Consider the following 23,121-nt stretch of genomic DNA (forward strand, 5'->3'; position numbering starts at 1 on the left):
CGTACCGCGATCGACCACGCCATGACGGCGGGGCAGGAGGACTTCCGTGGAGTACAAGGACATCCCGACCCAGGCCGACGTCGAACGGATAGCCGGCTTCCGGCAACCCGGATGCGTCAGCGTCTACCTGCCGACCGGGACGACCCCGGCCGAGGCCGACCGCGCCCGCATCGAGCTCAAGAACCACCTGGCGTCGGCGCAGCGGGCACTCGAGAAGCTCGAGGTGCCGCGCTCGCGCATCCAGAGCATCCAGGCGGAGGGGGAGCGGATCCTCGACGACCGCGACTTCTGGCGCTACCAGTCGCGGTCGCTCGCGGTGTTCCTCGACGGCGAGCTGGCGGAGACCTTCCGCCTGCCGAACCGACTGACCACCGCGTGCGAGATCGCGGACCGCTTCTACGTGAAGCCTCTGCTGCGTGCGCTCACGTTCCCGCAGACCGCGCTCATCCTCGCCCTCGCCGGCAACTCCGTGCGCCTGCTGCGGATCACTCCCGACCAGTCGCCCGAGCGGATAGAGGTGGCGGGGATGCCGACGGATGCGGCCTCGGCCGTCGGACTCCCGTCGATCAGTGGACGGCAGGCCGACGGGCGCATCCAGGGCTCCGAGGGCCACAAGGTGCGGATGCTGGAGTACGTGCAGGCGATCGAGCGCGCCCTCCATCCGCTGCTCGCCAACTCGACCGAGCCGCTCATCCTCGCCGCCGCGGAGCCGCTGCTGGGCATCTTCAAGGGGGCGGGGGAGCACCCGCACCTCGTCTCCGAGGTGATCGGCGGCAACCCGGAGGAGAAGACCGACGAGGAGCTCGCTGCGGCGGCGCGGGTGGTGCTCGACCGGCTGTACGCGAGCAAGGTGGCCGCTCTGCGCGAGACGTACGAGGCGCGGATCGCCGCCGGGACGGCCCTCGTCGACCTCAGCGACATCGCGCGCGCTGCGACCTTCGGCGCGGTCGAGTCGCTCGTCATCGACATCGACCGCCGCGTGCCTGGCAGTGTCGACGACGAGACCGGCGCGATCACGTTCGGCGACGACGACAGCCCGGGCGAGTACGGCGTGGTGGATGAGGTCCTCCGCCGCGCGCTGTCCTCCAAAGCGAAGGTGTACGCGCTCCGGGCGGAGGACGTGCCGGGCGGCGGTGCGGCCGCGGCCGCCGTCCGTTTCCCGGTCTGACGTCGCTCCGTTTCTCCTCCGTTTCCGACGCCGACGGAAACGGAGGTACCCAGCCCAGATTCCGCCCGCATCCCCTCCGTTCGCGCCGAAATGGCCCATCCACCGGGCGTTTCTCCTCCGTTCCGCGCGGGAACGGAAACGGAGGACGCCTGGGCCGACACGCCGACGTGAGGCACGAAACGGAGGGTCGGGGACCGGGTACGGGCCGCGTCCACCTCCGTTTCGACGCGCGGGCCGCGCCGCCGGGGGCGTCCTCCGTTTCCGGCGGCGCCGCGCGTCAGCGACGCGGGCGGACCGCCAGCACGAGGAACTCCTGCACCGCGGCCAGCCAGTCGTAGACCGCGCGCTGCATCGCCGACTCCTCGTCGTGGATGTCGCCCTCGTCGCCGTCCTCGTGGATGCCGAGGCGCGCCGCGAGGACCAGCCGGAGGTCGGTGATCGTCCGCAGCCACGCGCTCGCCTCGGCGTCGTCAAGCGCCACCTCGGTGCGTCTGCCGGTCGGCTCGCCGAGCGTCCGCGCCATCAGCCGCGCGTTGTGCTCCTTGCGGTCGGCGAGGCCCTCCGCGGTGAACCGGCGGAACTCGGCCGACGCCTCCGGGTCGTCGGGATATGCGTCGGGCAGCAGGCGTCCGAGCGCCGGATCCGCCTGCGGGCCGTCGGGGGAGGCGGCGGCGCGCGCCAGCTCGGCCGCTTCGTCGGCGAGCGACAGCAGCAGCCGGGCTTCGTCCGCCGCGAAGGAGGCGACCACGCGCCCGTCACGACGCCTGCGGTGGAACGGGATCACGCGTCCGCCTTCTGCAGCGTCGCCCACAGCCCGTACTCGTGCATGGCCTCCACGTGCCGTTCCATCTCCTCGCGGGTGCCCGTCGCGACGACGGCGCGACCCTCGGTGTGCACCAGCATCATGCGCCGTTCCGCCTCCGCGCGGGGGAAGCCGAAGTACGTCTGGAACACGTAGGTCACATAGCTCATCAGGTTGACGGGGTCGTTCCAGACGATCGTCACCCACGGCGAGCCGAGTTCGAGGAGCTCGTCCGTCTGCTCTCGCGTTCCGGTCTGCTCCAGCGTGCCGGCGTCCGTCATCCGGTCGCCTCCGCGATGGCGTCCGCCGCCCGCACCAGCGCCAGGTGGGTCAGTGCCTGCGGTGTGTTGCCCGCGTGGGAGCGCCCGTCGACGTCGTATTCCTCGGAGAGCATGCCGACATCGTTCGCCAGGCCGACCAGCCGGTCCATGAGCCGCGTCGCGTCCGCCAGGCGACCCGAGCGGGCGTACTGCTCGACCAGCCAGAACGAGCAGGCCAGGAAGGGATGCTCGCCGGGCGGCAGCCCATCCACTCCGGATTCGGTGCGGTAGCGCAGCAGCAGGCCGTCGCGCAGTAGGTCCTCCTCGAGAGCGCGCACGGTTCCGAGCATCCGGGGGTCGTCCGCGTCGACGTAGCCGACCTGCGCCAGCTGCAGCAGGGAGGCGTCGACGGCGGTCGTGCCGTAGTGCTGCACGTACGTGCCGCGATGCGCGTCCCAGCCGTTCGCCTCGATGTCGGCGCGGATGGCGTCGCGTTCGCGCTTCCAGCGCTCGACCGGGCCATCCAGCCCGTACTCCTCGACGCCGCGGATCGCGCAGTCGAACGCCGCCCACACGAGCGCGCGGGAGTGGGTGAACTGCTGCGGCTTGTCGCGGATCTCCCAGATCCCGTGGTCCGGATCGCGCCAGTGCTGCTCCAGGTAGCCCATCAGTGCGCGCTGCAGCGCCCACGAGAACCGGGTCTCGGTGTTGCCCGCGCGCCGACCGTGGTCGAGGCCGAGCATGACCTCGCCGATCACGTCCGCCTGGAACTGGGTGGATGCGCCATTGCCGACCCGCACGGGATGCGCGCCCTGGTAGCCGGGCAGGCTGTCGATGATGCGTTCCGAGAGGTCGCGCTCTCCGGCGAGGCCGTACATGATCTGCACGTCGCCGGGATCGCCCGCGATCGCGCGGAGCAGCCAGTCGCGCCAGTGGTCGACGGAGTCGTTGTAGCCGTGCTCGAGCAGCACGCCGATCGTCAGCGACGCGTCGCGCAGCCACACGTAGCGGTAGTCCCAGTTGCGTTGACCGCCGAACGCCTCGGGCAGCGAGGTGGTCGCCGCGGCGACGATGCCGCCGGTCTCCAGGTGCGACAGCGCGCGGAGCAGGAGCAGTGACCGCACGACCTCGTCGCGGTACGGACCCTCGTGGGCGCAGCCGCTGGCCCAGTCGGTCCACCACTCCCGGGTGTGCTGCAGGGCGTTGTCGACGTCGAGCGCGGGCGGCGCCTCGCGGTGCGACGGGAACCAGGTGAGGACGAGGTCGACGGTCTGGCCGGCGCGCACCGTGAACGACCCCTCATGGGAGTGGTTGGCCGCGTGGAGCTCGGAGCCGCGGACGACGATCGCGTCCGGCCCCGCCACCGCGATGAGGGCGTGCGGCCGCTCCTCCTTCTCCTGGCGGACCCAGGGGATGGCGGTCGCGTAGCCGAAGCGGATGCGCAGGTCCTGACGCATCTGCACCGTGCCGCTGACGCCGCGGACGCGCCGGATGATGTCGGCGCGGTGGTCGCCCATCGGCATCGCGTCCACGACCTCCACCTCGCCGTCGGCGGTGCGCCACCGCGTGACGAGGATCATCGTGTCCTTCTCGTAGTGGCGCGTGCTGATCGCCGCGGCGTCGTCCGGCGCGACCAGCCACCGGCCGTGGTCCTCGGTGCCCAGCAGGGCGCCGAACATGGACTGCGAGTCGTAGCGGGGGAGGCACAGCCAGTCGATGCTTCCGTCCTTCCCGACAAGGGCCCCGGTGAAGCAGTCACTGATCAGGGCGTAATCCTCGATGGGGAGCGACATATTCCCAGTATGGACGTACTGTGAACGGCATGACGCAGTCCGTGGACACTCTTGTGATTCTCGGAGCATCCGGCGACCTCACGTCACGGCTCCTGCTCCCCGCCATCGGACAGCTGCTCACCGACCAGCCGGACCGCGCGTTCGCCCTGGTCGGCTCGAGCAGCGACGACCTCGACGACGACGCCTGGCGGAAGATCGTCACGACGTCGTTCGCGACGGTCGACGCGAAGGGGGATGCGGTGGAGCGCCTGCTCGTCGGCACCCGCTACGTGAAGGGCGACGCCACCAGCGCGGATGACCTGAAGTCGCTTCTCGCGAGCGTGGACGGGGTCCCGGCGCTGTACTTCGCGCTGCCTCCCGCCGTGACGGCGAAGGCGTGCGATGCTCTCGGCACCTTCGACCTGCCGAAGGGGCTCACGCTGGCGCTGGAGAAGCCGTTCGGAACGGACCGCGAGAGCGCCATCCGGCTGAACGCGCAGCTCGCGAAGCTCGTGCCGGAGGAGCAGATCCACCGCGTCGACCACTTCCTCGGGCGTTCCAGCGTGCTCAACATCCTCGGCGTGCGGTTCGCCAACAGCATCCTGGAGCCGCTCTGGGACGGCCTGCACATCGAGCGCGTCGACGTCATCTACGACGAGACTTTGGCCCTGGAGGGACGGGCGCGCTACTACGACGGCGCCGGCGCACTCATCGACATGATCCAGAGCCACCTGCTGCAGGTCATGGCGGTCCTGGCCATGGAGCCGCCGTCGACGCTGGGCGAGGCCGACCTGCGCGACGCCAAGCAGCTGGTGCTGCGTGCGACGAAGGTGTGGGGCGGCGACCCGGTCACCGCGAGCCGGCGCGCCCGTTACGCGGCGGGGGAGATCGACGGCAAGAAGCTCCCGGCCTACGCCGACGAGAGCGGCGTCGACCCGGCGCGCGAGACGGAGACACTGGCCGAGGTGACGCTGCAGGTGGACACCTGGCGGTGGAAGGGCGTGCCGTTCACCCTCCGGTCGGGTAAGGCGCTCGGCAGCCGCCGACGTGAGATGGTCATCACCTTCGTGCCGGCCCAGCACGTGCCGACCGGGCTGAAGGGCGCGATGGAGCCGGCCCAGCTCCGGTTGATGTTCGCCCCGGACTCGATGTCGCTCGACATCAACATCAACGGCACCGACAACCCGTACGAGCTCGAGCGCGCCAGCCTCACCGCCGACTTCGGCCCCGGCGCGCTGCTGGCCTACGGCGAGGTGCTGGAGGGCATCCTCGACGGGGATCCGTCGCTGTCGGTGCGCGCGGACACGGCGGTGGAGTGCTGGCGGATCGTGGAGCCGGTGCTGACCGCCTGGCACGACGGCAGCGTCCCGTTGCAGGAGTATCCGGCGGGGTCGGAGGGTCCGGAGGACTGGGCGCCGCTGGGGTGATCCGCGCCCGTGGCGGTGCCGGCTGAACCGGCGCCGGCTCAGGCCGCGGAGCGGTACGAGACGAGCGGGAACTCGCCGGTGACCGGCTTGCGCAGGTCGGTCCACTGCGTGATCGGCGCGGGCTCCCAGCCGAAGGCGGCGGGCTCGGCTTCCGGCGTCGCGACCTCTGCGGCAGCGGTCTCGACGACGGCTGCGGCGGGTGCGGTCTCGACGACCTCGGCCGTGACGACGACGGGTTCGTCCGCGACGGCGGCGGCGAGGTGCTGCGGCTCCGTGAGGCTTTCGCCGGCCTCCAGGCGACGGCGGGCCTCGGCGATCGCGGCGGCGATGCCGACCGAGACCGACTGGGCGAGGATCGAGTGGAAGATGGTGTCGGTGTCGTCGTGAGCGCGGCGGACAACGGTCCACTCGCCCTTCTCTCCGATGAGCTCCGCCACCTTGGTGTGCACGAGCTCGAGGATCTGGGCGTCCGTCAGCTGCGGAACAGGAGCCGCCGGCACTGCCGCAGCGTGTCGCCTCCGACCAAACATCGCGCACCCCTTCCAGGTTCACCGTTGTATACAAGTGTCCTGGACACATGTGTTGCGACACGGCGCAACACGCCGGGGATTTCGGCGGAAATCAGCGGGTCAACGCCCTTTTCGCGAACCCAGCGGCTTGGATTCGCGCTCGGACGCCTCTTTCGACTCCTGCAGCACCGCTCCGATCGCCAGCGTCAGCGAGATCGCCGCGTTGATCCACATCAGCGGGATGCGCCAGTCGCGCGGTCCGCTCTTGGACGACTGGATGGTGGTCCACAGGCCGATCGCCGCACTGATCACGGCTCCGTTGAAGAGGTACTTGCGCATGCCGTTCCTTTCGGGGTCGTCCCGTAGCGTACGCTTCCACAGTCGGGACCGGGAGGAGGAGGATGCGCACCGCTGTCGTGGGCGCCGTGCTCCTCGTGCTCGGCGGAATCGCCGTGGCCACCGGCCTGCTGCCCGTCCCCGAGGCCGTCGAGCTGTGGGACCGCGTCTGGCCCATCCTGCTGTTCGTCGTCGCCATCACGGTCGTCACGGAACTCGCGGCCGAAGCGGGCGTCTTCACCGTCCTCGCGCAGCAGACCGCACGCTGGGGGCGGGGGCGCGCCTGGGTGCTCTGGCTGCTGGTCGTGGTGGTGGCCGCGCTCAGCACGATCTTCCTGTCGCTCGACACCACCGCGGTGCTGCTCACGCCCGTCGTCATCGTCATGGCGCGGCACGCCGGGCTCAACCCGCTGCCGTTCGCGCTGACGACCGTGTGGATGGCGAACGCCGGTTCCCTGCTGCTCCCGGTCTCCAACCTCACCAACCTGCTGGCCCAGCACGCCATGGGCGACCCGACCCCCGCAGCGTTCGCGGCACTGATGCTGGCGCCCGCGCTGGTGGCGATGATCGTGCCCATGATCGTCGTGTTCGTGATCGCCCGGAAGTCGCTGCTGGTCCGCTACGAGACGGGGGAGGAGGACGGCATCGAGGATCCTGTGCTGTTCTGGATCTCGGGCGCCGTGGTGGTGGCGCTCGTCCCGCTCCTCGTCTCCGGTCTGCCGGTGTGGCTGCCGACGAGCATCGCCGCGGTCGTCCTCGCAGTGGTGTTCCTGGTCCGGCGCCGCAGCGTGCTGCGGTTCGGCTTGGTGCCCTGGCAGCTGGTGCTGCTCGCCTCCGGCCTGTTCCTGTTCATCGAGGCGCTGCACGCGGCCGGCCTCGCGACGCTCATGGCCACGATCTCGGGTACGGGGGAGTCGCCGCTGGCGCTGCTGCGGCTGTCGCTGACCGGGCTGGTGGGGGCGAACGCGATCGACAACCTGCCCGCGTACCTGGCGCTGGAGCCGGTGGCCGACAGCCCTGCCCGCCTCGCGGCGCTGCTGGTCGGCGTCAACGCCGGTCCGCTGATCACGCCGTGGGCGTCGCTCGCGACCCTGCTCTGGCACCAGCGGCTGACGTCCTTCGACGTAGAGATCCGCTGGAGCCGCTACATGCTCCTGGGCCTGATCGTTGCGCCGGTGACGGTCGTGCTCGCGACGCTCGCCCTCTCGCTGACCGTCTAGCCCCGGTCCCGGCGGTCTGTGGGCCGCAACACGCCGTTATCGCCCGGCGATAACGGCGTGTTGCGCCCAACGGATGCGGTTACTCGGCCGGCAGCAGCTGCGCGGCGCGCACGACCCGGCGTCGGGCGACGGCGATCAGCGCGAGGGCGAACCCGAACGCGCCCCAGAGCAGAAGTCCGCCCAGGCCGCGCCAGGCGTCTGCCGAGCCGTCGATCGCCCCCTGCAGCGCGGTGATGGCCGGCGCGGTCGGCAGCCAGGGCAGGGCGGCGTCGAAGAATCCGGGAGCGGTCGACACGATGCCCGAGGCGAGGGTCACCACGACGACCAGCATCGACAGGAATCGTCCGACGCCGCCGAGCAGGGCGACCAGGCCGTGGTTGACCGCGGCGAAGGCGATGCCGGCGGCAGCCGCGAGCCCGGCGAAGCCGAACCAGTGGCCCGCGTCGACCGCGAGCGCCGGTGCCAGCACGGCCGCGACCAGCACGCCCTGCACGACGCCGAGCGCGGCGGCGGGAAGGAACCCGTCGAGCGCGATCCGGCCCGCGGCGCGCGACGTCAGCAGCGCGCGGCGCGAGAGCGCCTGGAGCACGAGGAACGTGGCGAGGGCGCCGAGCCACAGCGCGACCGAGGCGAACAGCGGGATGCTCGCCGTGCCGAACGCGGTCTCGCCGGAGGCCTTCTGCGTGACCGGCTCGGCCGCGACCTTCGCGAGGCTGGTCCGCTCACCGCTGTCGTAGCTCGGGAGCTGCTTGACCGCCGTGTGCAGGCCGGAGGCGAGCGAGGACGCGCCGGAGGCCGACTGGTCGGCGCCGGAGGCGAGGGCCGGGATGCCGTCGCTGAGCTGCTTCACGCCGGTCGCGAACTGCTGGGCGCCGTCCGCCGACTGGGATGCGCCGCTCGCGAGCTGCTGCGCCCCGGACGCCGACTGCGACACCCCGCCGGTGTACTGCGCGAGCTGGCCGGCGAAGGTCTGCGTACCCGATGCGAGGCCGGCTCCATAGGCCTGTGCTGTGTTGAGGTCTTTCAGCTGAGCGGACAGCTGGGCGCACAGGGCACCCACGGCGGGGTCGGCCGGCGGCGCGCAGTTCTGAGCGACGGCTGCGTTGATCCCGTTGGTGGCGGCGGTGAGGCTGGAGGACATCGTGGCGGCCGTCCCCGCCAGCTGCTGTGCGCCTCCGTCGACCGCCGCGCCGCTGGACGCGAGCGTGTTCAGTCCGTCGGCCAGCCCCGACGTTCCGTCGGACAGCTGCGAGATGCCGGTCGCGAGCGACGACGCTCCCGTCGAGAGCTGTGCCGCGCCGTCGGCGAGCTGGTGCGTGCCGCTGGCCAGCTGCGTCAGGCCGCCGGAGAGCTGGTCGGCCCCTGTTGCCGCCTTACCGAGCTGCTCGCCGAGGGTGTTGAAGCCGACGTAGACGTTCTCGATGTACGTGGAGGTCAGCTGCTTGTTGAGCACGGAGGTCGCCGTCGTCGTGACCGCCTGGCTGATGGCCGGGTCGACCAGCTTCGAGTCCGGGCCGGTGCGGACGTCGATGGTGGCCTGCGTGGCGTCGGCCGCGGCTCCCGCGGTCGAGGTCGCCGCCTTCGAGAAGTTCTCCGGGATGGTGACCACCGACACGTACTCGCCGCTGTTGATGCCCTTGTCGGCATCCTTCTTGTCCGTCAGCACCCAGGTGAAGTTGTCGTTCTTCGAGTCGAGGAGGCCGGCGGAGAGCTGACGGCCGAGCGGCACCGTCTGCCCGTTCACCTTGACGGGCTGGTCGAGGTTCACCACGGCCGCCTTGACGTCGTGCAGGCGCTCGGTCGGGTTCCACAGCGCCCAGACGAGCAGCCCGCCGATGGTGATGGGGACGAGCAGGAGGCCGACGATCGTCAGCCAGGTGACGCGCTTGTCGGAGCGCATGCGCTCCAGCGAGAACAGCGAGCGCGGGCGGCGGAGGCGGGAGGAGGGGGTGGTCATCAGGCGTTCGTCTTCTCGAGGTGGGCGCCGTGCTCGGCGCGGTCGGGGTCGGTGAGGTCGGGAGCCGTGACGGCGCGCGGGCCGGGGCCGGCGGAGAGGTCGACCTCGGTAGGTTCGGCGCTCTCGGGCAGCAGATCGTCGAGGCCCGCGGGCTCGACGCAGCTGACGACGAGCGCGAACGGGCGCTCCTCGACCCGGGCGCGGCTCAGCGCCGCGGTCAGTTCTGCCCGGATGCGGCGGCGTTCGATCGGGTCGGTGACGGAGTCGACGGCGTCGAGGGCCAGCAGCTGCGGCCGGCCGGCGAGCGCGTGGCGGAGGTCCTCCACCGGCGTCTCGGCCGCGTCCAGCCGCACGATGGCGGTGCGCGAGCGGACTGCGGCGCCCCGGACGGGCAGCACCAGGCCCGCCACCTTGACGGTTCCGCCGTCGACCGGCGTGCGGCCGGTGATCGCCATGAGCAGTGCGACGGCTGCCGTCCGGTCGTCGCCGTGCACGACGAGCACCTCGCCGTCGGCGAGACGGAACGACACGTCGCCCACCAGGCGCCGCTTGCGCGTGCTGACCGTCAGCCCGTCGGCCGCGGCGACGAGGTTCTCCCCGCCCTCGGGCCAGTTCGCGAGCTCCAGCTCCTTCTGCAGGCCGTCGCCCTCCACGTCGAAGGAGGGGAGGATGCGATCGAGCCAGCGCGGCATCCACCAGGCCTTCTCGCCCAGCAGCTGCAGCACCGCCGGGACGACCGTCATCCGCACGATGAACGCGTCGACGAACACGCCGACGGCAAGGCCGAGCGCGATGGGTTTGATGGACGCATCGCCCTCGGGCACGAAGGCGGCGAAGACCGAGATCATGATGATCGCGGCCGCGGTGACCACCTTGGCCGAGCTGACGAACCCGCTCTGGATGGCACGCCGGGCGTCGCCGCCATGCACGTAGTCCTCGCGCATACGGCTGACCAGGAACACCTCGTAGTCCATCGCGAGTCCGAACAGCACGCCCATCAGGATGATCGGCATGAACGAGATGATCGGGCCGGTCTTGTCGACGTGCAGGAGATCGGCCAGCCAGCCCCATTCGAAGACGACCGTGACCGCTCCGAACGCGGCGCCGACCGAGAGCAGGTAGCCGAGTGCGGCCTTGATGGGCACCGCGATCGAGCGGAACACCATCGTCAGCAGGATGAGCGAGAGCCCGACCACCAGGATGCCGAAGGGCAGCAGCGCGCCGGCCAGTCGCGACGACACGTCGATCTGGGCTGCCGTGTTGCCGGTGACCTTGAGATCGACGCCGTACTCGTCGAGGAAGTGCTGGTGCTTCGAACGGATCTCGGCGACCAGGTCGGCGGTCTTCTGGTCGTTCGGCCCGGTGGTCGGGACGACCTGCACGATGCCGGTGTCAGCGGTCGCGTTCGGCGTGGCGAGCGGGACGGAGGCGACGCCGGGAAGATCGGCGATCTCGTCCCCGATCTTCGTCATCAGGCCGACCGGGTCGGTGCTGGAGATGATCGAGCCGGTCACGATCAGGGGACCGTTGTAGCCGGGGCCGAAGTGGTCGGACACCAGGTCGTACGCGACGCGAGCGGGCGCGCCCTCCGGCTGGGAGCCGGCGTCCGGGAGGGCGAGCCGCAGCTGCAGGGCGGGCAGGGCGGCGATGCCGAGGGCGACGATGACGGCGACGACGGTGACGATCGGGAAGCGGATGACGGCACGCACCCAGCCGCGGAAGAACCCCGGCGGGATGTCGGCTTTCGCGGCATGCGCGAACGAGGGTGCGGACGCATCCACGGGTTCGGGGGAGTCTGCGGCGGAAGGAGCGGCCTGTGCCGTTTCGGCCTCCGTCGCCCCGCGCTTCGCGGCGCGCGCCGCCTTCCGGCGACCCGGCGTGAGCCGTGCCCCGGCGAAGCCGAGCAGCGCGGGCGTCATGGTCAGCGCGACGAGCACGGCGACCGCCACGCCGACGGACGCCGCGATGCCCATCGTGGTCAAGAACGGGATGTTGGCGACGGCGAGACCGGCCAAGGCGATGATGACCGTGATGCCGGCGAACAGCACGGCGGATCCCGCTGTCGCGACCGCGCGCGCGGCGGACTCCTCCGGCGGCACCCCCGACTTCAGTTGCGCCTGGTGCCGGGAGATGATGAAGAGCGAGTAGTCGATGCCGACGGCGAGGCCGAGCATCAGGGCGAGCATCGGCGTCGTCGACGAGATCGAGCCGAACAGCGTCGCGATGAAGATCAGGCACATCGAGATGGCGACGCCCAGGATCGCGGTGAGCAGGGGCATCCCGGCCGCGAGGAACGAGCCGAACGTCAGGATGAGCACGACGAGCGCGATGAGCACGCCGACGAGTTCGATGACCGACAGCGTCGGCAGGTTCTGGGAGAACAGCTGACCGCCCACGGCCGACTTCGCGCCGTCGGGCAACTGCTTCGCGAGATCGGCCCCCGCATCCTTGACGGCCGTCTTGGTCGCGTCCGTGACCGTGGTCATCTGGCCCTTCAGCTGGACCGTGATGATGGCCGCCGAGCGGTCGTCGGAGATCAGGTTCTTGACCTGGGTGGAGTAGGGGGAGCTGACGCCGGAGACACCATTGACGTCCTTCAGCTGGTCGACCGTGTCCTCAATCGGCTGCTTGATGTCGTTGTCGTCGACCGTCTGGCCGTCCGGGGCGACCACGACGATCTGCGCGGTCGTACCGCTGACCTGGGGGAACGTGCGGCTCAGCGTGTCGAGCGCGTCCTGCGACTCGGTCCCCGGGATGCTGAAGCTGTTGTCCGTACCCTGATTGAAGAGGAGTGCGCCGCCGCCGAGGAGCGCCAGCAGGCCGATCCAGACGATGACGACGAGGGCACGGGCGCGGTAGGCCCATCGGCCGACCGAATACAGGAGCGAGGACACGCGTTCTCCAGTGGATGAGTACCGAAAAGGGGTGAGGAGCGGTTCGATACACCTTTGTATCCGTACACGACCGTATCGGATACACTCCTGTATCGATAGCTCCTTCAGGAAGGTTTCAGCTTGGAAAGCACGACTCTCAGCGAGGGCGTCGCCGCCGGCGTTCCCGAGGACATCCCGGCCGAGTCGGCCCGGCGTCAGCGCACTCGCGCGCGCCTGCTCGACGCGGCCTTCGACGTGTTCGCGGAGCAGGGCGTCCGCGCCGCCAGCGTCGAGACGATCGCCGAGGCGGCCGGCTTCACGCGCGGCGCGTTCTACTCCAACTTCTCCAGCAAGGAGGAGCTGTTCTTCGCGCTGATGGAGCGCGAGAAGACCATGCGGCTCGAACAGCTGAACACCGGCGTCGCGCAGTTCCTCGCGCCGCTCGTCGGAGCAGAGGGAGCAGGGCTCTCCGACGAGGATGTGCTGCAGACCATCACGCACATCCTGGAGCTGCAGTCCGACGACCGACGCTGGTGGCTCGTGCAGGCCGAGTTCCAGCTGATGGCGTTGCGCGACCACGCCATCGCTGCCGACTATCTGCGGTATCACGACGAGTTCTTCGCCGACCTCACCGAGATCGTCGTCGAAGCGCTCGCGAGCGCACGGCGCCGCTTCACGATCGCCCCGGAGGAGGCCGTCCGCGTGATCGCCGAGCTGTGCGCGAGCGGCGAAGCCCGCGCGGTGCTCGCCGGGGACGAGCGGACCTTCACGGAGCGGCTGTCCGAGTCGGTGCCCGCGATCCTGCTGGCGCTGACCGAGCGCGTTTGAGCGTTCGCCAAGCGTCGGCGACTACCCTCGATGGGATGCGACCCGAAGCATCCCGGACCTCCCGTGCGCTTTTGCGCGCGCCGCGCTCCTCGCGTGTGCTCCGCTCCGTCGCCCTGCTCGCCACGGCGGCCGTCCTCACGGTACTGACGGCGTGCTCGGCCGCGCCCACCAGCGCCGACACACCGCATGCCGAGTCGACCGCCGTCCCGACGCCGACGGCGACCCCCGACCCGTTCCCGAAGGAGCCGCTCACCGCATCCACCCGGTACGTCGCCCTCGGCGACTCGTTCGCCGCGGGCATGGGCGGCGGCGACGAGAAGGGGAAGTGCCGGCTGAGCCCGCGCGCTTACCCCGCCGTGTTCGCCCGCGACGCGGGCATCGACCTCGTGGTCAACGCGGCCTGTGCCGGGGCCACCACCTCCGACCTGCTCAAGCACCAGCTGATCGCGCTCGACGACCGTACCGATCTCGTGACGGTCAGCATCGGCGGCAACGACCTCGGCGTCGCCGCGATCGCGGGAGACTGCGCGGCGGGCAAGGCCGCCGCCTGCCGCAACGAGGTGACGGCCGCCCTGTCGCTGCTCAACGTGCTGCCCGACCGGCTCGACACGGTCTACAGCGCGATCGCGCAGGCCGCGCCCAACGCGCGCATCGTCGTGACCGGCTACACGCTGCTCTACGACGCGTCCGATCCGAACGCGCCCGACTTCGGCACCGCAGCGGCGATCAATGCCGCGACGCTCGGCCTCAACGAGGTGATCCGCCAGGCGGTCGACGAGCAGAGGGCGGCCGGCAAGGCGATGACCTACCTCCCCGTCGACTTCGCCGGCCACGCGATCGGCGACCGGAAACCGTGGCTCAACACGACCGGCCCGGATGTCTTCCACCCGACCGGCGCCGGCTACGCCGAGTACGCGAGCCGGCTCGTCCAGCTGCTCGGGAAGGCGCACTAGCCGCGAGCACCCCGTGAGGGGGCTCGGAGGACGCTGGTACCCTGGCTGGTGTCCACGTCCCGACCCCTCGAGGGAGTTGACCCACCATCACCGCGACGCCTGAATCGACGACGAACACCGCGAGCACGACCACGAACGACGACACGTACGATCTGGTCATCGTGTCCAACCGACTGCCCGTCGACCGGGTGGTCGACGAGAGCGGGAACGCCGACTGGCGGCCATCGCCCGGCGGTCTCGTCGCGGCGCTCGAGCCCGTGATGCGGTCGCAGGACGGCATCTGGATCGGCTGGGCCGGCGTGGCGGGGGAGGAGATCGAGCCCTTCGAGGCCGGCGGCATCAACATCCTGCCCGTCCCGCTCTCCGACCAGGAGCTGCAGGAGTACTACGAGGGCTTCTCGAACGACACTCTGTGGCCGCTCTATCACGACGTCATCGCGCAGCCGAGCTACCACCGCGAGTGGTGGGAGACCTACGTGAAGGTCAACCGCCGGTTCGCCCAGGCCGCCGCCTCCGTCTCGGCGCCCGGTGCCGTCGTCTGGGTGCACGACTACCAGCTGCAGCTCGTGCCCGCGATGCTGCGCGAGCTGCGGCCGGACCTCGTGATCGGCTTCTTCAACCACATCCCGTTCCCGCCGTACGGCATCTACTCGCAGCTGCCCTGGCGCCGTCAGATCATCGACGGCCTGCTCGGAGCCGACGTGATCGGCTTCCAGCGCGTCGCCGACGCCGGCAACTTCTCGCGCGCGGTCCGCCGGCTGAAGGGGTTCGAGACCCGCGGCCCCATCATCGAGGTGCCGATCGACACGGACGACCCGGAGGCCGGCTCGCACCGCCACGTCACGACGGACCGCCGCGGCGGCCTGGTGCGCACGGTGCTCGCCCGCGCGTTCCCGATCTCCATCGACGCCGACCAGTACCAGGAGCTCGCGAGGAAGCCGGAGATCCAGGCCCGCGCCCGCGAGATCCGCGAGGAGCTCGGCAACCCCGAGAAGATCATGCTCGGCGTCGACCGCCTCGACTACACGAAGGGGATCGGTCACCGGCTCAAGGCCTTCGGCGAGCTGCTCGAAGAGGGCCGGCTGAACGCGGAGGACGTCACGCTCGTCCAGGTCGCCAGCCCCAGCCGCGAGCGCGTCGAGACCTACCGGCAGCTGCGCGACGAGATCGAGCTGACCGTCGGCCGCATCAACGGCGACTACTCCACCCTCGGCCACACTGCGATCGCGTACCTCCACCACGGCTACCCGCGCGAAGAGATGGTGGCGCTGTACCTCGCCGCCGACGTCATGCTCGTCACGGCGCTGCGAGACGGCATGAACCTCGTCGCGAAGGAATACGTGGCCACCCGCGTGGACGAGGACGGCGTGCTCGTGCTCAGCGAGTTCGCCGGCGCCTCCGACGAGCTCCGGCAGGCGCTCCTCATCAACCCGCACGACATCGAGGGACTCAAGGAGACCGTGCTGCAGGCGCTCGCGATGCCGCGGCGAGACCGCACGCGGCGGATGCGCGCCCTGCGCAAGAAGGTGCTCACGAACGACGTCGCGCGCTGGTCGGCGTCCTTCCTCGACGCGCTGACCCGCAGCGCGCACGGCGACCACCCGCTGCAGAACCCGCCCGTCAACCGGCGCTGAACCGGCCGGCGCTGACCCGGCCGGCGCTGAGCCGCATCCCTCGCCCCACTCCCTGCAGGAAAGACGCATGACCGACACCGCTTCGCACCGCCCGCCCGCCTCCGCCGTCGCCCTCGCGTCGGCCCTGCAGGAGCTGGCGCGCGCCGACCGGCTGCTGCTCGCCCTCGACTTCGACGGGACGCTGGCCCCCTTCGTGGATGTGCCGCGCGGCGCCCGCGCGCTTCCGGAGTCGAAGGCCGCGCTCGACCGCCTCGAGCACTTGCCGGACACCTGGGTCGCGTACGTTTCCGGTCGCCCGCTGTCGAGCCTCGAAACCGTGACGGAGGCGGACGAGGACGCGCTGCTGATCGGCTCGCACGGCGTCGAGATCCGCTTCGGCCGCGACGGCGTCTCCCTCGACCTGAGCCCGGAGGAGCAGGAGACCCTGGCCCGGCTGGGCGAGGCGCTGCAGGCGCTCGTGGACGACATCCCCGACACCAAGCTCGAGACCAAGCCGGTCGGCTTCGGCGTGCACTACCGACTCGTGGCCGCCGAGCGCGGACCGGAGGTCGTCGCCCGCGCCCGCGAGGCCGCGGCGTCGGTCAGCGATAGCCTCACCATCCGCGACGGCAAGGACATCATCGAGTTCTCCGTCCGCGGCGCGAACAAGGGCGACGGCGTCGAGCGCCTGCGCGAGTACACGCACGCGACCGCGGTGCTGTTCGCCGGCGACGACGTGACCGACGAGGACGGCTTCGCGGTGCTGCGCCCCGAGCACGGCGACGTCGGCATCAAGGTCGGGACGGGTGAGACGGCCGCGCAGTACCGCGTCGCGGACGAGCGCGCGATCGCCACCCTGCTGGGCCTGCTGGCCCAGGCGCGCGAGGCGCGCGTGAACTCGTCCACAGACTGACGCCTTCGCGAGCTCTCCCCAGGCAGGGGACGCATGGTCGGAGCGGCATTCGAGACGTCCTAGAGTTGTTCCATGCCAGAAGTCGATTGGAAGCCGCGTTCGCGCGTCGTCACGGACGGGATCGAAGCCACCACCAGCCGCGGGATGCTCCGCGCCGTCGGCATGGGTGACGAAGACTGGGAGAAGCCGCAGATCGGCATCGCCAGCTCGTGGAACGAGATCACCCCCTGCAACCTCTCCCTCGACCGTCTCGCGCAGGGCGCCAAGGAAGGCGTCCACGCGGGCGGCGGATACCCGCTCCAGTTCGGCACCATCTCCGTCTCCGACGGCATCTCGATGGGCCACGAGGGCATGCACTTCTCGCTCGTGTCGCGTGAGGTCATCGCCGACTCGGTCGAGACCGTCATGATGGCCGAGCGCCTCGACGGCACCGTCCTGCTCGCGGGCTGCGACAAGTCGCTCCCCGGCATGCTGATGGCGGCCGCCCGCCTCGACCTGTCCGCGGTGTTCCTCTACGCCGGCTCGATCGCGCCCGGCTGGGTGAAGCTCTCCGACGGCACGGAGAAGGACGTCACGATCATCGACTCCTTCGAGGCGGTCGGCGCCTGCAAGGCCGGCAAGATGAGCGAAGAAGACCTCAAGCGCATCGAGTGCGCCATCGCCCCGGGCGAGGGCGCCTGCGGCGGCATGTACACCGCCAACACGATGGCCTCCGTCGCCGAGGCGCTCGGGATGAGCCTGCCGGGCTCGGCCGCGCCGCCCTCGGCCGACCGCCGCCGCGACTACTACGCGCACCGCTCTGGCGAGGCCGTGGTGAACCTGCTCAAGAAGGGCATCACCGCGCGCGACATCATGACCAAGGAGGCGTTCGAGAACGCCATCGCGGTCGTGATGGCGTTCGGCGGCTCCACCAACGCGGTGCTCCACCTGCTCGCGATCGCGCACGAGGCCGAGGTCGACCTCACGATCGACGACTTCAACCGCATCGGCGACAAGGTCCCGCACATCGGCGACCTCAAGCCGTTCGGCAAGTACGTGATGAACGACGTCGACCGCCACGGCGGAGTCCCGGTCGTCATGAAGGCGCTCCTCGACGCCGGGCTGCTGCACGGCGACTGCCTCACCGTGACCGGCAAGACGGTCGCCGAGAACCTGGCCGAGATCAACCCGCCCGCGCCGGACGGCGAGGTCATGCGTTCGCTCGACAACCCGATCCACCCGACCGGCGGCATCACCATCCTCAAGGGCTCGATGGCGCCCGAGGGTGCGGTCGTCAAGACGGCCGGCTTCGACGCCGCCGTGTTCGAGGGCCCCGCGCGGGTGTTCGAGCGCGAGCGGGCCGCGATGGACGCCCTCACCGAGGGCAGCATCAAGGCCGGCGACGTCGTGGTCATCCGCTACGAGGGCCCGAAGGGCGGTCCCGGCATGCGCGAGATGCTCGCGATCACCGCCGCCATCAAGGGCGCAGGCCTCGGCAAGGATGTACTACTATTGACGGACGGACGATTCTCAGGCGGCACAACCGGCCTGTGCATCGGCCACATAGCACCCGAAGCGGTGGACGCAGGTCCCATCGCCTTCGTGCGCGATGGTGATCTGATACGGGTCGATATCGCGGCTCGCTCCCTCGACCTACTTGTCGACGAGTCTGAGCTGACCGCCCGCCGAGAAGGCTGGGCGCCTCTTCCTCCGCGCTATACCCGTGGCGTTCTCGCGAAGTTCTCCAAGCTCGTGCGCTCCGCAGCTGAAGGAGCCGTCACCGGGTAGGGGCCGTTCGCACCACCACCCACCACCGCAGTATGTAAGGACTGATGACAGGCATGTCCACGGATGCAACCCCCAGCAGTGTGTTGCCGTCCGCGACGCCGTCCAAGGCGTCGCCCGAGATCCTGACCGGCTCGCAGTCGGTCGTCCGCACCCTCGAGCTCCTCGGCGTCACCGACGTCTTCGGGCTCCCCGGGGGTGCCATCCTCCCCATCTACGACGCGATCATGGACTCCACCCGGATCCGTCACGTCCTCGTCCGTCACGAGCAGGGCGGCGGCCACGCCGCCGAGGGCTACGCGGTGGCGTCCAACAAGGTCGGTGTCGCGATGGCGACCTCCGGCCCCGGCGCCACCAACCTCGTCACGGCCATCATGGACGCCCACATGGACTCCGTCCCGGTCGTGTTCATCACCGGCCAGGTCTTCTCCACGCTGATGGGCACGGACGCGTTCCAGGAGGCCGACATCGTGGGCATCACGATGCCGATCACCAAGCACTCCTTCCTGGTGAAGGACGTCGAGGACATCCCCGCGACGATCGCGGCGGCGTACCACATCGCCGGCACCGGTCGCCCGGGTCCCGTGCTCGTCGACATCACCAAGGACGCGCAGCAGAACACCGCTCCGTTCGTGTGGCCGCCCAAGGTCGACCTGCCGGGGTACCGGCCGATCACCAAGGCCCACGGCAAGCAGGTCCTGGCAGCGGCCCAGCTGCTCGCCGAGGCCAAGAAGCCGGTGCTGTACGTGGGCGGCGGAGTGATCCGCGCCCGCGCTTCGCAGGAGCTGTTCGAGCTCGCCGAGGCCACGGGTGCGCCGGTCGTCACCACGCTGACCGCGCGCGGCGCGTTCCCGGACACGCACAAGCAGCACCTGGGCATGCCCGGCATGCACGGGACGGTGCCTGCCGTGCTCTCGCTCCAGGAGTCCGACCTCATCGTGTCGCTCGGGGCGAGGTTCGACGACCGCGTCACCGGCAACACCTCCCTGTTCGCGCCCAACGCGAAGATCGTGCACGTCGACGTCGACCCTGCCGAGATCTCCAAGATCCGTGTCGCCGACGTCCCCATCGTCGGCGATGCCAAGGACGTCATCGTCGATCTGACCGCCGCGTTCCAGGACGCGAGCCGCTCCGGCAAGCCCGACCTGATCGAGTGGTGGACCTACCTGAACGGGCTCCGCGAGGAGTTCCCGCTCGGGTATTCGGCCACAAGCGATGGCCTGCTCGCTCCGCAGTACGTCATCCAGCGGATCGGTGAGCTCACCGGACCCGAGGGCATCTACACGGCGGGCGTCGGCCAGCACCAGATGTGGGCGGCGCAGTTCATCAAGTACGAGCGGCCGAACTCGTGGCTCAACTCCGGCGGCGCCGGCACGATGGGCTACTCGGTCCCCGCGGCGATGGGCGCGAAGGTCGCCCAGCCGGACCGCGTGGTGTGGTCGATCGACGGCGACGGTTGCTTCCAGATGACCAATCAGGAGCTCGCCACCTGCACGATCAACAACATCCCGATCAAGGTCGCGATCATCAACAACTCGTCCCTCGGGATGGTGCGGCAGTGGCAGACCCTGTTCTACGACGGGCGCTACTCCAACACCGACCTGAACACGGGCCACGACACCGTCCGCGTCCCCGACTTCGTGAAGCTCGCCGAGGCGTACGGCGCCTTGGGCATCCGCGTCACGAAGGAGGACGAGGTCGACGCCGCCATCAAGCTGGCGCTGGAGACCAACGACCGCCCGGTGGTGATCGACTTCGTGGTCAGCGCCGACGCCATGGTGTGGCCGATGGTCCCGCAGGGCGTCAGCAACAGCTACGTCCAGTACGCCCGCGACCACAGCCCGTCGTTCGGAGGGGAGTGACCATGAGCACGCACGTTCTGAGCCTCCTCGTGGAGGACAAGCCGGGTCTGCTGACCCGCGTGGCCGGGCTCTTCGCCCGTCGCGGCTTCAACATCCACTCGCTCGCGGTGGGGACGAGCGAGGTCGACGGGCTCTCGCGCATCACCGTCGTCGTCGACGTCGAGGAGCTCCCGCTCGAGCAGGTGACCAAGCAGCTCAACAAGCTGATCAACGTCATCAAGATCGTGGAGCTCGACCCCGCGCAGTCGGTGCAGCGCGAGCACCTGCTCATCAAGGTGCGGGTGGACAACTCCACGCGTTCGCAGGTGCTCGAGGCCGTGAACCTCTTCCGCGCCCGCGTCGTCGACGTCGCGACCGACGCGCTGGTGATCGAGGTCACCGGCGACAGCGGAAAGACTCAGGCGCTGCTCAAGGTGCTCGAGCCCTACGGCATCAAGGAGATGGCCCAGTCGGGCCTCCTCGCGATCGGCCGCGGCGGCAAGTCCATCACCGAGCGCGTCTTCCGGAATTGAGCCCGCCGCACGGCGAGCCGACCATTCACACGAACCAACCAGCAAGGAGAAGCACCAGTGGCTGAGATCTACTACGACAACGACGCGGACCTCTCGATCGTCCAGGGCAAGAAGGTCGCCGTCATCGGTTACGGCTCGCAGGGTCACGCGCATGCGCAGAACCTCCGCGACTCGGGCGTCGAGGTCGTCATCGGCCTGAAGGAGGGCTCGAAGTCGAAGCCGAAGGCCGAGGAGGCGGGCTTCCGCGTCCTCAGCGCCTCCGACGCCGCGGCGTGGGCCGACGTCATCGTCATCCTCGCGCCGGACCAGGTGCAGCGTCACCTGTATGCCGACGACATCCAGGCCAACCTGCAGGAGGGCAACGCCCTCGTCTTCGGGCACGGCTTCAACATCCGATTCGGCTACATCGAGGCGCCCGAGGGCGTCGACGTGATCATGGTCGCCCCGAAGGGCCCGGGCCACACGGTGCGCCGCGAGTACGAGGCCGGCCGTGGCGTCCCCGTCATCGTCGCCGTCGAGAAGGACGCGTCGGGCAACGCCTGGCCGCTCGTCCTCTCGTACGCGAAGGCGATCGGCGGCCTCCGCGCCGGCGGCATCAAGACCACGTTCACCGAGGAGACCGAGACGGACCTCTTCGGCGAGCAGGCCGTGCTCTGCGGCGGCGTCTCGCAGCTCGTCCAGTACGGCTTCGAGACCCTGACCGAGGCCGGCTACCAGCCGCAGGTCGCCTACTTCGAGGTGCTCCACGAGCTCAAGCTCATCGTCGACCTGATGTGGGAGGGCGGCATCGCCAAGCAGCGCTGGAGCGTCTCCGACACCGCCGAGTACGGCGACTACGTCTCCGGCCCGCGCGTGATCGACCCGCACGTCAAGGAGAACATGAAGGCGGTGCTCTCCGACATCCAGGACGGCACCTTCGCCAAGCGCTTCATCGCCGACCAGGACGCCGGCGCGCCGGAGTTCCTGGAGCTCCGCAAGAAGGGCGAGCAGCACCCCATCGAGGCCACCGGCCGCGAGCTGCGCAAGCTCTTCGCGTGGAACGCGTCGAACGACGACGACTACGTCGACGGCGAGGTCGCGCGCTGATCGCAGCCCGCACCTCCCGCACTGCGCAGTAGTCTCAGGGTGCCGCACGCGACGCGTGCGGCACCCTTCTGCGTCAGGAGCCACATGGGCATCGCCGTCGAGATCGCCGTGCAGGACGTGGTCGGCGTTCGCGTCGCGCTGGCTGGGGGAGCCGACCGCGTCGAGCTGTGCAGCGCGCTCGGGATGGGCGGGCTCACGCCCTCCGCCGCCCTGATCGCCGGCGCGGTCGCGGAAGCGCGCGACGCCGGTCGCGATGGCTTCGTCCACGTGCTCGTCCGCCCGCGTGGCGGCGGGTTCGTCTACGACGCAGACGAGGTGGCGCTGACGGTCGCCGATGTGGGGTTCGCCCGCGAGGCCGGGGCGGCGGGAGTCGTCGTCGGCGCGCTGAACGACAGCGGGGCCGTGGACGCGGAGGCGGTCGGGGCCATCGTCGACGCGGCCGGTCCGCTGACGGTGACGTTCCACCGCGCGATCGACGTCGCGCCGGACCCGGTGCGTGCTGCGGAGCGGCTGGCGGAACTCGGCGTCGCGCGCATCCTCACCTCCGGTGGCGCCGAGCGCAGCATCGACGGCGTCGCGGTGCTGCGGCAGCTGACGGACCGCGTGGCCGGCCGGATGCAGGTGATGGCAGGCGGGGGAGTGCGCGTCGACGACATCCCCGAGATCGTGGCGACCGGGGTGGATGCGGTCCATCTGTCCGCGCGCGACGCGGTGCATGGCGCGCCCAGCGGCCCGGGCGGAGGCGCCGCCACCTACGACATCACGGATGCGCGGATCGTCCGTGCGGCGGTGGAGACGGCGAATCGTCGGCGCTGAGGTGCTGCGGTGTTCGTGCGGCTACAGCGCGCAGAACACGCAGAGCGCGATCAGCACGATCTGCAGGATGAGTCGCGGGACGAGGGGCGTCGCGAAGACCCCGAACCGCTCGGTCTTGCCCGCGGCGTAGGCGTTCGCCGGGAAGACCGCCACCAGGAAGACCGCCAGGCAGAGGGCGGCGGGGACGCGCGTGGCCGGAATGAGCAGCCCGACGCCGCCGAGGATCTCGCAGACTCCGGTGAACGCCACCAGGACGCTCGGACGCACCACCCGCAGGGCCGGCGGGACCATCGCCGCCATGCCGCGAGCCGGTCCAGGGACGAAGTGCAGCGTCCCCATCACGACGAACACCGCCGCGAGCAGGATGCGGACGATGAGCTGTGCGATCTCCAGAAGTGTCACCATGCCATCCTCCCCTGAGGTTGTCCACAGGCGGGCGTAACGCGGCGA

At 70.4% G+C, this 23,121-nt stretch carries 20 protein-coding genes; 12 read left to right on the plus strand and 8 right to left on the minus strand.

What is annotated here, in order from left to right:
* Positions 1-46: 46 nt before the first annotated feature.
* A complete protein-coding gene (locus tag J2Y42_RS11415; protein ID WP_309858491.1) occupies positions 47-1,168 on the plus strand; it encodes a hypothetical protein in 1,122 nt (373 codons plus the stop codon).
* Between the two features lie 277 nt (positions 1,169-1,445).
* On the opposite strand, the gene J2Y42_RS11420 is transcribed toward J2Y42_RS11415, so the two are convergent.
* Genes J2Y42_RS11420 through J2Y42_RS11430 form a run of 3 tightly spaced genes read right to left on the minus strand, consistent with a single transcriptional unit; the run spans position 1,446 to position 4,023 of the window.
* Positions 1,446-1,979, minus strand: a complete 534-nt coding sequence (locus tag J2Y42_RS11420; RefSeq protein WP_309858494.1) for a DUF2017 family protein — start codon at positions 1,977-1,979, stop codon at positions 1,446-1,448.
* Positions 1,949-2,251 carry an ATP-dependent Clp protease adapter ClpS gene (clpS, locus tag J2Y42_RS11425; RefSeq protein ID WP_309858497.1) on the minus strand — a complete coding sequence of 101 codons (303 nt, stop codon included), beginning with the start codon at positions 2,249-2,251 and terminating at the stop codon, positions 1,949-1,951. The genes J2Y42_RS11420 and clpS overlap by 31 nt, the downstream gene beginning before the upstream one ends.
* Positions 2,248-4,023 carry a glycoside hydrolase family 15 protein gene (locus J2Y42_RS11430; RefSeq protein WP_309858502.1) on the minus strand — a complete coding sequence of 592 codons (1,776 nt, stop codon included), beginning with the start codon at positions 4,021-4,023 and terminating at the stop codon, positions 2,248-2,250. The genes clpS and J2Y42_RS11430 overlap by 4 nt, the downstream gene beginning before the upstream one ends.
* 29 nt (positions 4,024-4,052) lie before the next feature.
* Between J2Y42_RS11430 and J2Y42_RS11435 the strand changes: the two genes are divergently transcribed.
* The gene (locus J2Y42_RS11435; RefSeq protein WP_309858505.1) at positions 4,053-5,429 is read left to right on the plus strand and encodes a glucose-6-phosphate dehydrogenase; all 1,377 of its coding nucleotides are present in this window, start codon (positions 4,053-4,055) and stop codon (positions 5,427-5,429) included.
* 38 nt (positions 5,430-5,467) lie between these two features.
* On the opposite strand, the gene J2Y42_RS11440 is transcribed toward J2Y42_RS11435, so the two are convergent.
* Both J2Y42_RS11440 and J2Y42_RS11445 read right to left on the minus strand, forming a co-directional pair.
* Positions 5,468-5,929 (minus strand): hypothetical protein, encoded by a 462-nt coding sequence (locus tag J2Y42_RS11440; protein ID WP_309858507.1) that lies wholly within the window; start codon positions 5,927-5,929, stop codon positions 5,468-5,470.
* Between the two features lie 129 nt (positions 5,930-6,058).
* On the minus strand, positions 6,059-6,277 hold the full coding sequence (locus J2Y42_RS11445) for a hypothetical protein (protein WP_309858510.1): 219 nt from the start codon (positions 6,275-6,277) through the stop codon (positions 6,059-6,061).
* A 62-nt stretch (positions 6,278-6,339) separates the two neighbouring features.
* On the opposite strand from J2Y42_RS11445, the gene J2Y42_RS11450 reads away from it, so the two are divergent.
* Positions 6,340-7,494 carry an SLC13 family permease gene (locus J2Y42_RS11450; protein ID WP_309858513.1) on the plus strand — a complete coding sequence of 385 codons (1,155 nt, stop codon included), beginning with the start codon at positions 6,340-6,342 and terminating at the stop codon, positions 7,492-7,494.
* Positions 7,495-7,573: 79 nt separating this feature from the next.
* Here the strand turns inward: J2Y42_RS11450 and J2Y42_RS11455 are convergent, their stop codons facing one another.
* Both J2Y42_RS11455 and J2Y42_RS11460 read right to left on the minus strand, forming a co-directional pair.
* A complete protein-coding gene (locus J2Y42_RS11455) occupies positions 7,574-9,451 on the minus strand; it encodes a YhgE/Pip family protein (protein WP_309858516.1) in 1,878 nt (625 codons plus the stop codon).
* Entirely contained in the window at positions 9,451-12,345 is a 2,895-nt protein-coding gene (locus tag J2Y42_RS11460; protein WP_309858518.1) for an MMPL family transporter, read from the minus strand. Before J2Y42_RS11460 ends, J2Y42_RS11455 begins: the two co-directional genes overlap by 1 nt.
* Positions 12,346-12,465: 120 nt before the next feature.
* Between J2Y42_RS11460 and J2Y42_RS11465 the strand changes: the two genes are divergently transcribed.
* From J2Y42_RS11465 to J2Y42_RS11505, 9 genes are all read left to right on the plus strand, one after another.
* Complete coding sequence (locus tag J2Y42_RS11465) at positions 12,466-13,152, plus strand: helix-turn-helix domain-containing protein (protein ID WP_309858520.1); 687 nt, start codon at positions 12,466-12,468, stop codon at positions 13,150-13,152.
* A gap of 35 nt (positions 13,153-13,187) precedes the next feature.
* A complete protein-coding gene (locus J2Y42_RS11470; protein ID WP_309858523.1) occupies positions 13,188-14,105 on the plus strand; it encodes an SGNH/GDSL hydrolase family protein in 918 nt (305 codons plus the stop codon).
* 161 nt (positions 14,106-14,266) lie between these two features.
* Positions 14,267-15,739 (plus strand): alpha,alpha-trehalose-phosphate synthase (UDP-forming), encoded by a 1,473-nt coding sequence (gene otsA, locus J2Y42_RS11475; RefSeq protein WP_309858525.1) that lies wholly within the window; start codon positions 14,267-14,269, stop codon positions 15,737-15,739.
* Between the two features lie 67 nt (positions 15,740-15,806).
* Complete coding sequence (gene otsB, locus J2Y42_RS11480; protein ID WP_309858528.1) at positions 15,807-16,631, plus strand: trehalose-phosphatase; 825 nt, start codon at positions 15,807-15,809, stop codon at positions 16,629-16,631.
* A 72-nt stretch (positions 16,632-16,703) separates the two neighbouring features.
* Positions 16,704-18,398, plus strand: coding sequence for a dihydroxy-acid dehydratase (gene ilvD, locus J2Y42_RS11485; protein WP_309858532.1), 1,695 nt, complete (start codon positions 16,704-16,706; stop codon positions 18,396-18,398).
* Between the two features lie 44 nt (positions 18,399-18,442).
* Positions 18,443-20,257: an acetolactate synthase large subunit gene (locus tag J2Y42_RS11490; RefSeq protein WP_396427152.1), complete on the plus strand. Its 1,815-nt coding sequence runs from the start codon at positions 18,443-18,445 to the stop codon at positions 20,255-20,257.
* A gap of 2 nt (positions 20,258-20,259) precedes the next feature.
* Positions 20,260-20,769 carry an acetolactate synthase small subunit gene (gene ilvN / locus J2Y42_RS11495; RefSeq protein ID WP_309858537.1) on the plus strand — a complete coding sequence of 170 codons (510 nt, stop codon included), beginning with the start codon at positions 20,260-20,262 and terminating at the stop codon, positions 20,767-20,769.
* Between the two features lie 57 nt (positions 20,770-20,826).
* Entirely contained in the window at positions 20,827-21,855 is a 1,029-nt protein-coding gene (gene ilvC, locus J2Y42_RS11500) for a ketol-acid reductoisomerase (RefSeq protein WP_309858540.1), read from the plus strand.
* Between the two features lie 84 nt (positions 21,856-21,939).
* Positions 21,940-22,671 carry a copper homeostasis protein CutC gene (locus tag J2Y42_RS11505; RefSeq protein ID WP_309858544.1) on the plus strand — a complete coding sequence of 244 codons (732 nt, stop codon included), beginning with the start codon at positions 21,940-21,942 and terminating at the stop codon, positions 22,669-22,671.
* A 21-nt stretch (positions 22,672-22,692) separates the two neighbouring features.
* On the opposite strand, the gene J2Y42_RS11510 is transcribed toward J2Y42_RS11505, so the two are convergent.
* Positions 22,693-23,076 (minus strand): DoxX family membrane protein, encoded by a 384-nt coding sequence (locus tag J2Y42_RS11510; protein ID WP_309858547.1) that lies wholly within the window; start codon positions 23,074-23,076, stop codon positions 22,693-22,695.
* Positions 23,077-23,121: the final 45 nt, after the last annotated feature.

The organism is Leifsonia sp. 1010 (assembly GCF_031455295.1).
Taxonomy (GTDB): domain Bacteria; phylum Actinomycetota; class Actinomycetes; order Actinomycetales; family Microbacteriaceae; genus Leifsonia.

Coding starts and splice junctions, on each gene's coding strand:
- clpS (WP_309858497.1), bottom strand. CDS start 2,251: ATGACGGACGCCGGCACGCTGGAGCAGACCGGAACGCGAGAGCAGACG.
- J2Y42_RS11430 (WP_309858502.1), bottom strand. CDS start 4,023: ATGTCGCTCCCCATCGAGGATTACGCCCTGATCAGTGACTGCTTCACC.
- J2Y42_RS11435 (WP_309858505.1), top strand. CDS start 4,053: ATGACGCAGTCCGTGGACACTCTTGTGATTCTCGGAGCATCCGGCGAC.
- J2Y42_RS11445 (WP_309858510.1), bottom strand. CDS start 6,277: ATGCGCAAGTACCTCTTCAACGGAGCCGTGATCAGTGCGGCGATCGGC.
- J2Y42_RS11450 (WP_309858513.1), top strand. CDS start 6,340: ATGCGCACCGCTGTCGTGGGCGCCGTGCTCCTCGTGCTCGGCGGAATC.
- J2Y42_RS11455 (WP_309858516.1), bottom strand. CDS start 9,451: ATGACCACCCCCTCCTCCCGCCTCCGCCGCCCGCGCTCGCTGTTCTCG.
- J2Y42_RS11470 (WP_309858523.1), top strand. CDS start 13,188: ATGCGACCCGAAGCATCCCGGACCTCCCGTGCGCTTTTGCGCGCGCCG.
- otsB (WP_309858528.1), top strand. CDS start 15,807: ATGACCGACACCGCTTCGCACCGCCCGCCCGCCTCCGCCGTCGCCCTC.
- ilvD (WP_309858532.1), top strand. CDS start 16,704: ATGCCAGAAGTCGATTGGAAGCCGCGTTCGCGCGTCGTCACGGACGGG.
- J2Y42_RS11490 (WP_396427152.1), top strand. CDS start 18,443: ATGACAGGCATGTCCACGGATGCAACCCCCAGCAGTGTGTTGCCGTCC.
- ilvN (WP_309858537.1), top strand. CDS start 20,260: ATGAGCACGCACGTTCTGAGCCTCCTCGTGGAGGACAAGCCGGGTCTG.
- J2Y42_RS11505 (WP_309858544.1), top strand. CDS start 21,940: ATGGGCATCGCCGTCGAGATCGCCGTGCAGGACGTGGTCGGCGTTCGC.
- J2Y42_RS11510 (WP_309858547.1), bottom strand. CDS start 23,076: ATGGTGACACTTCTGGAGATCGCACAGCTCATCGTCCGCATCCTGCTC.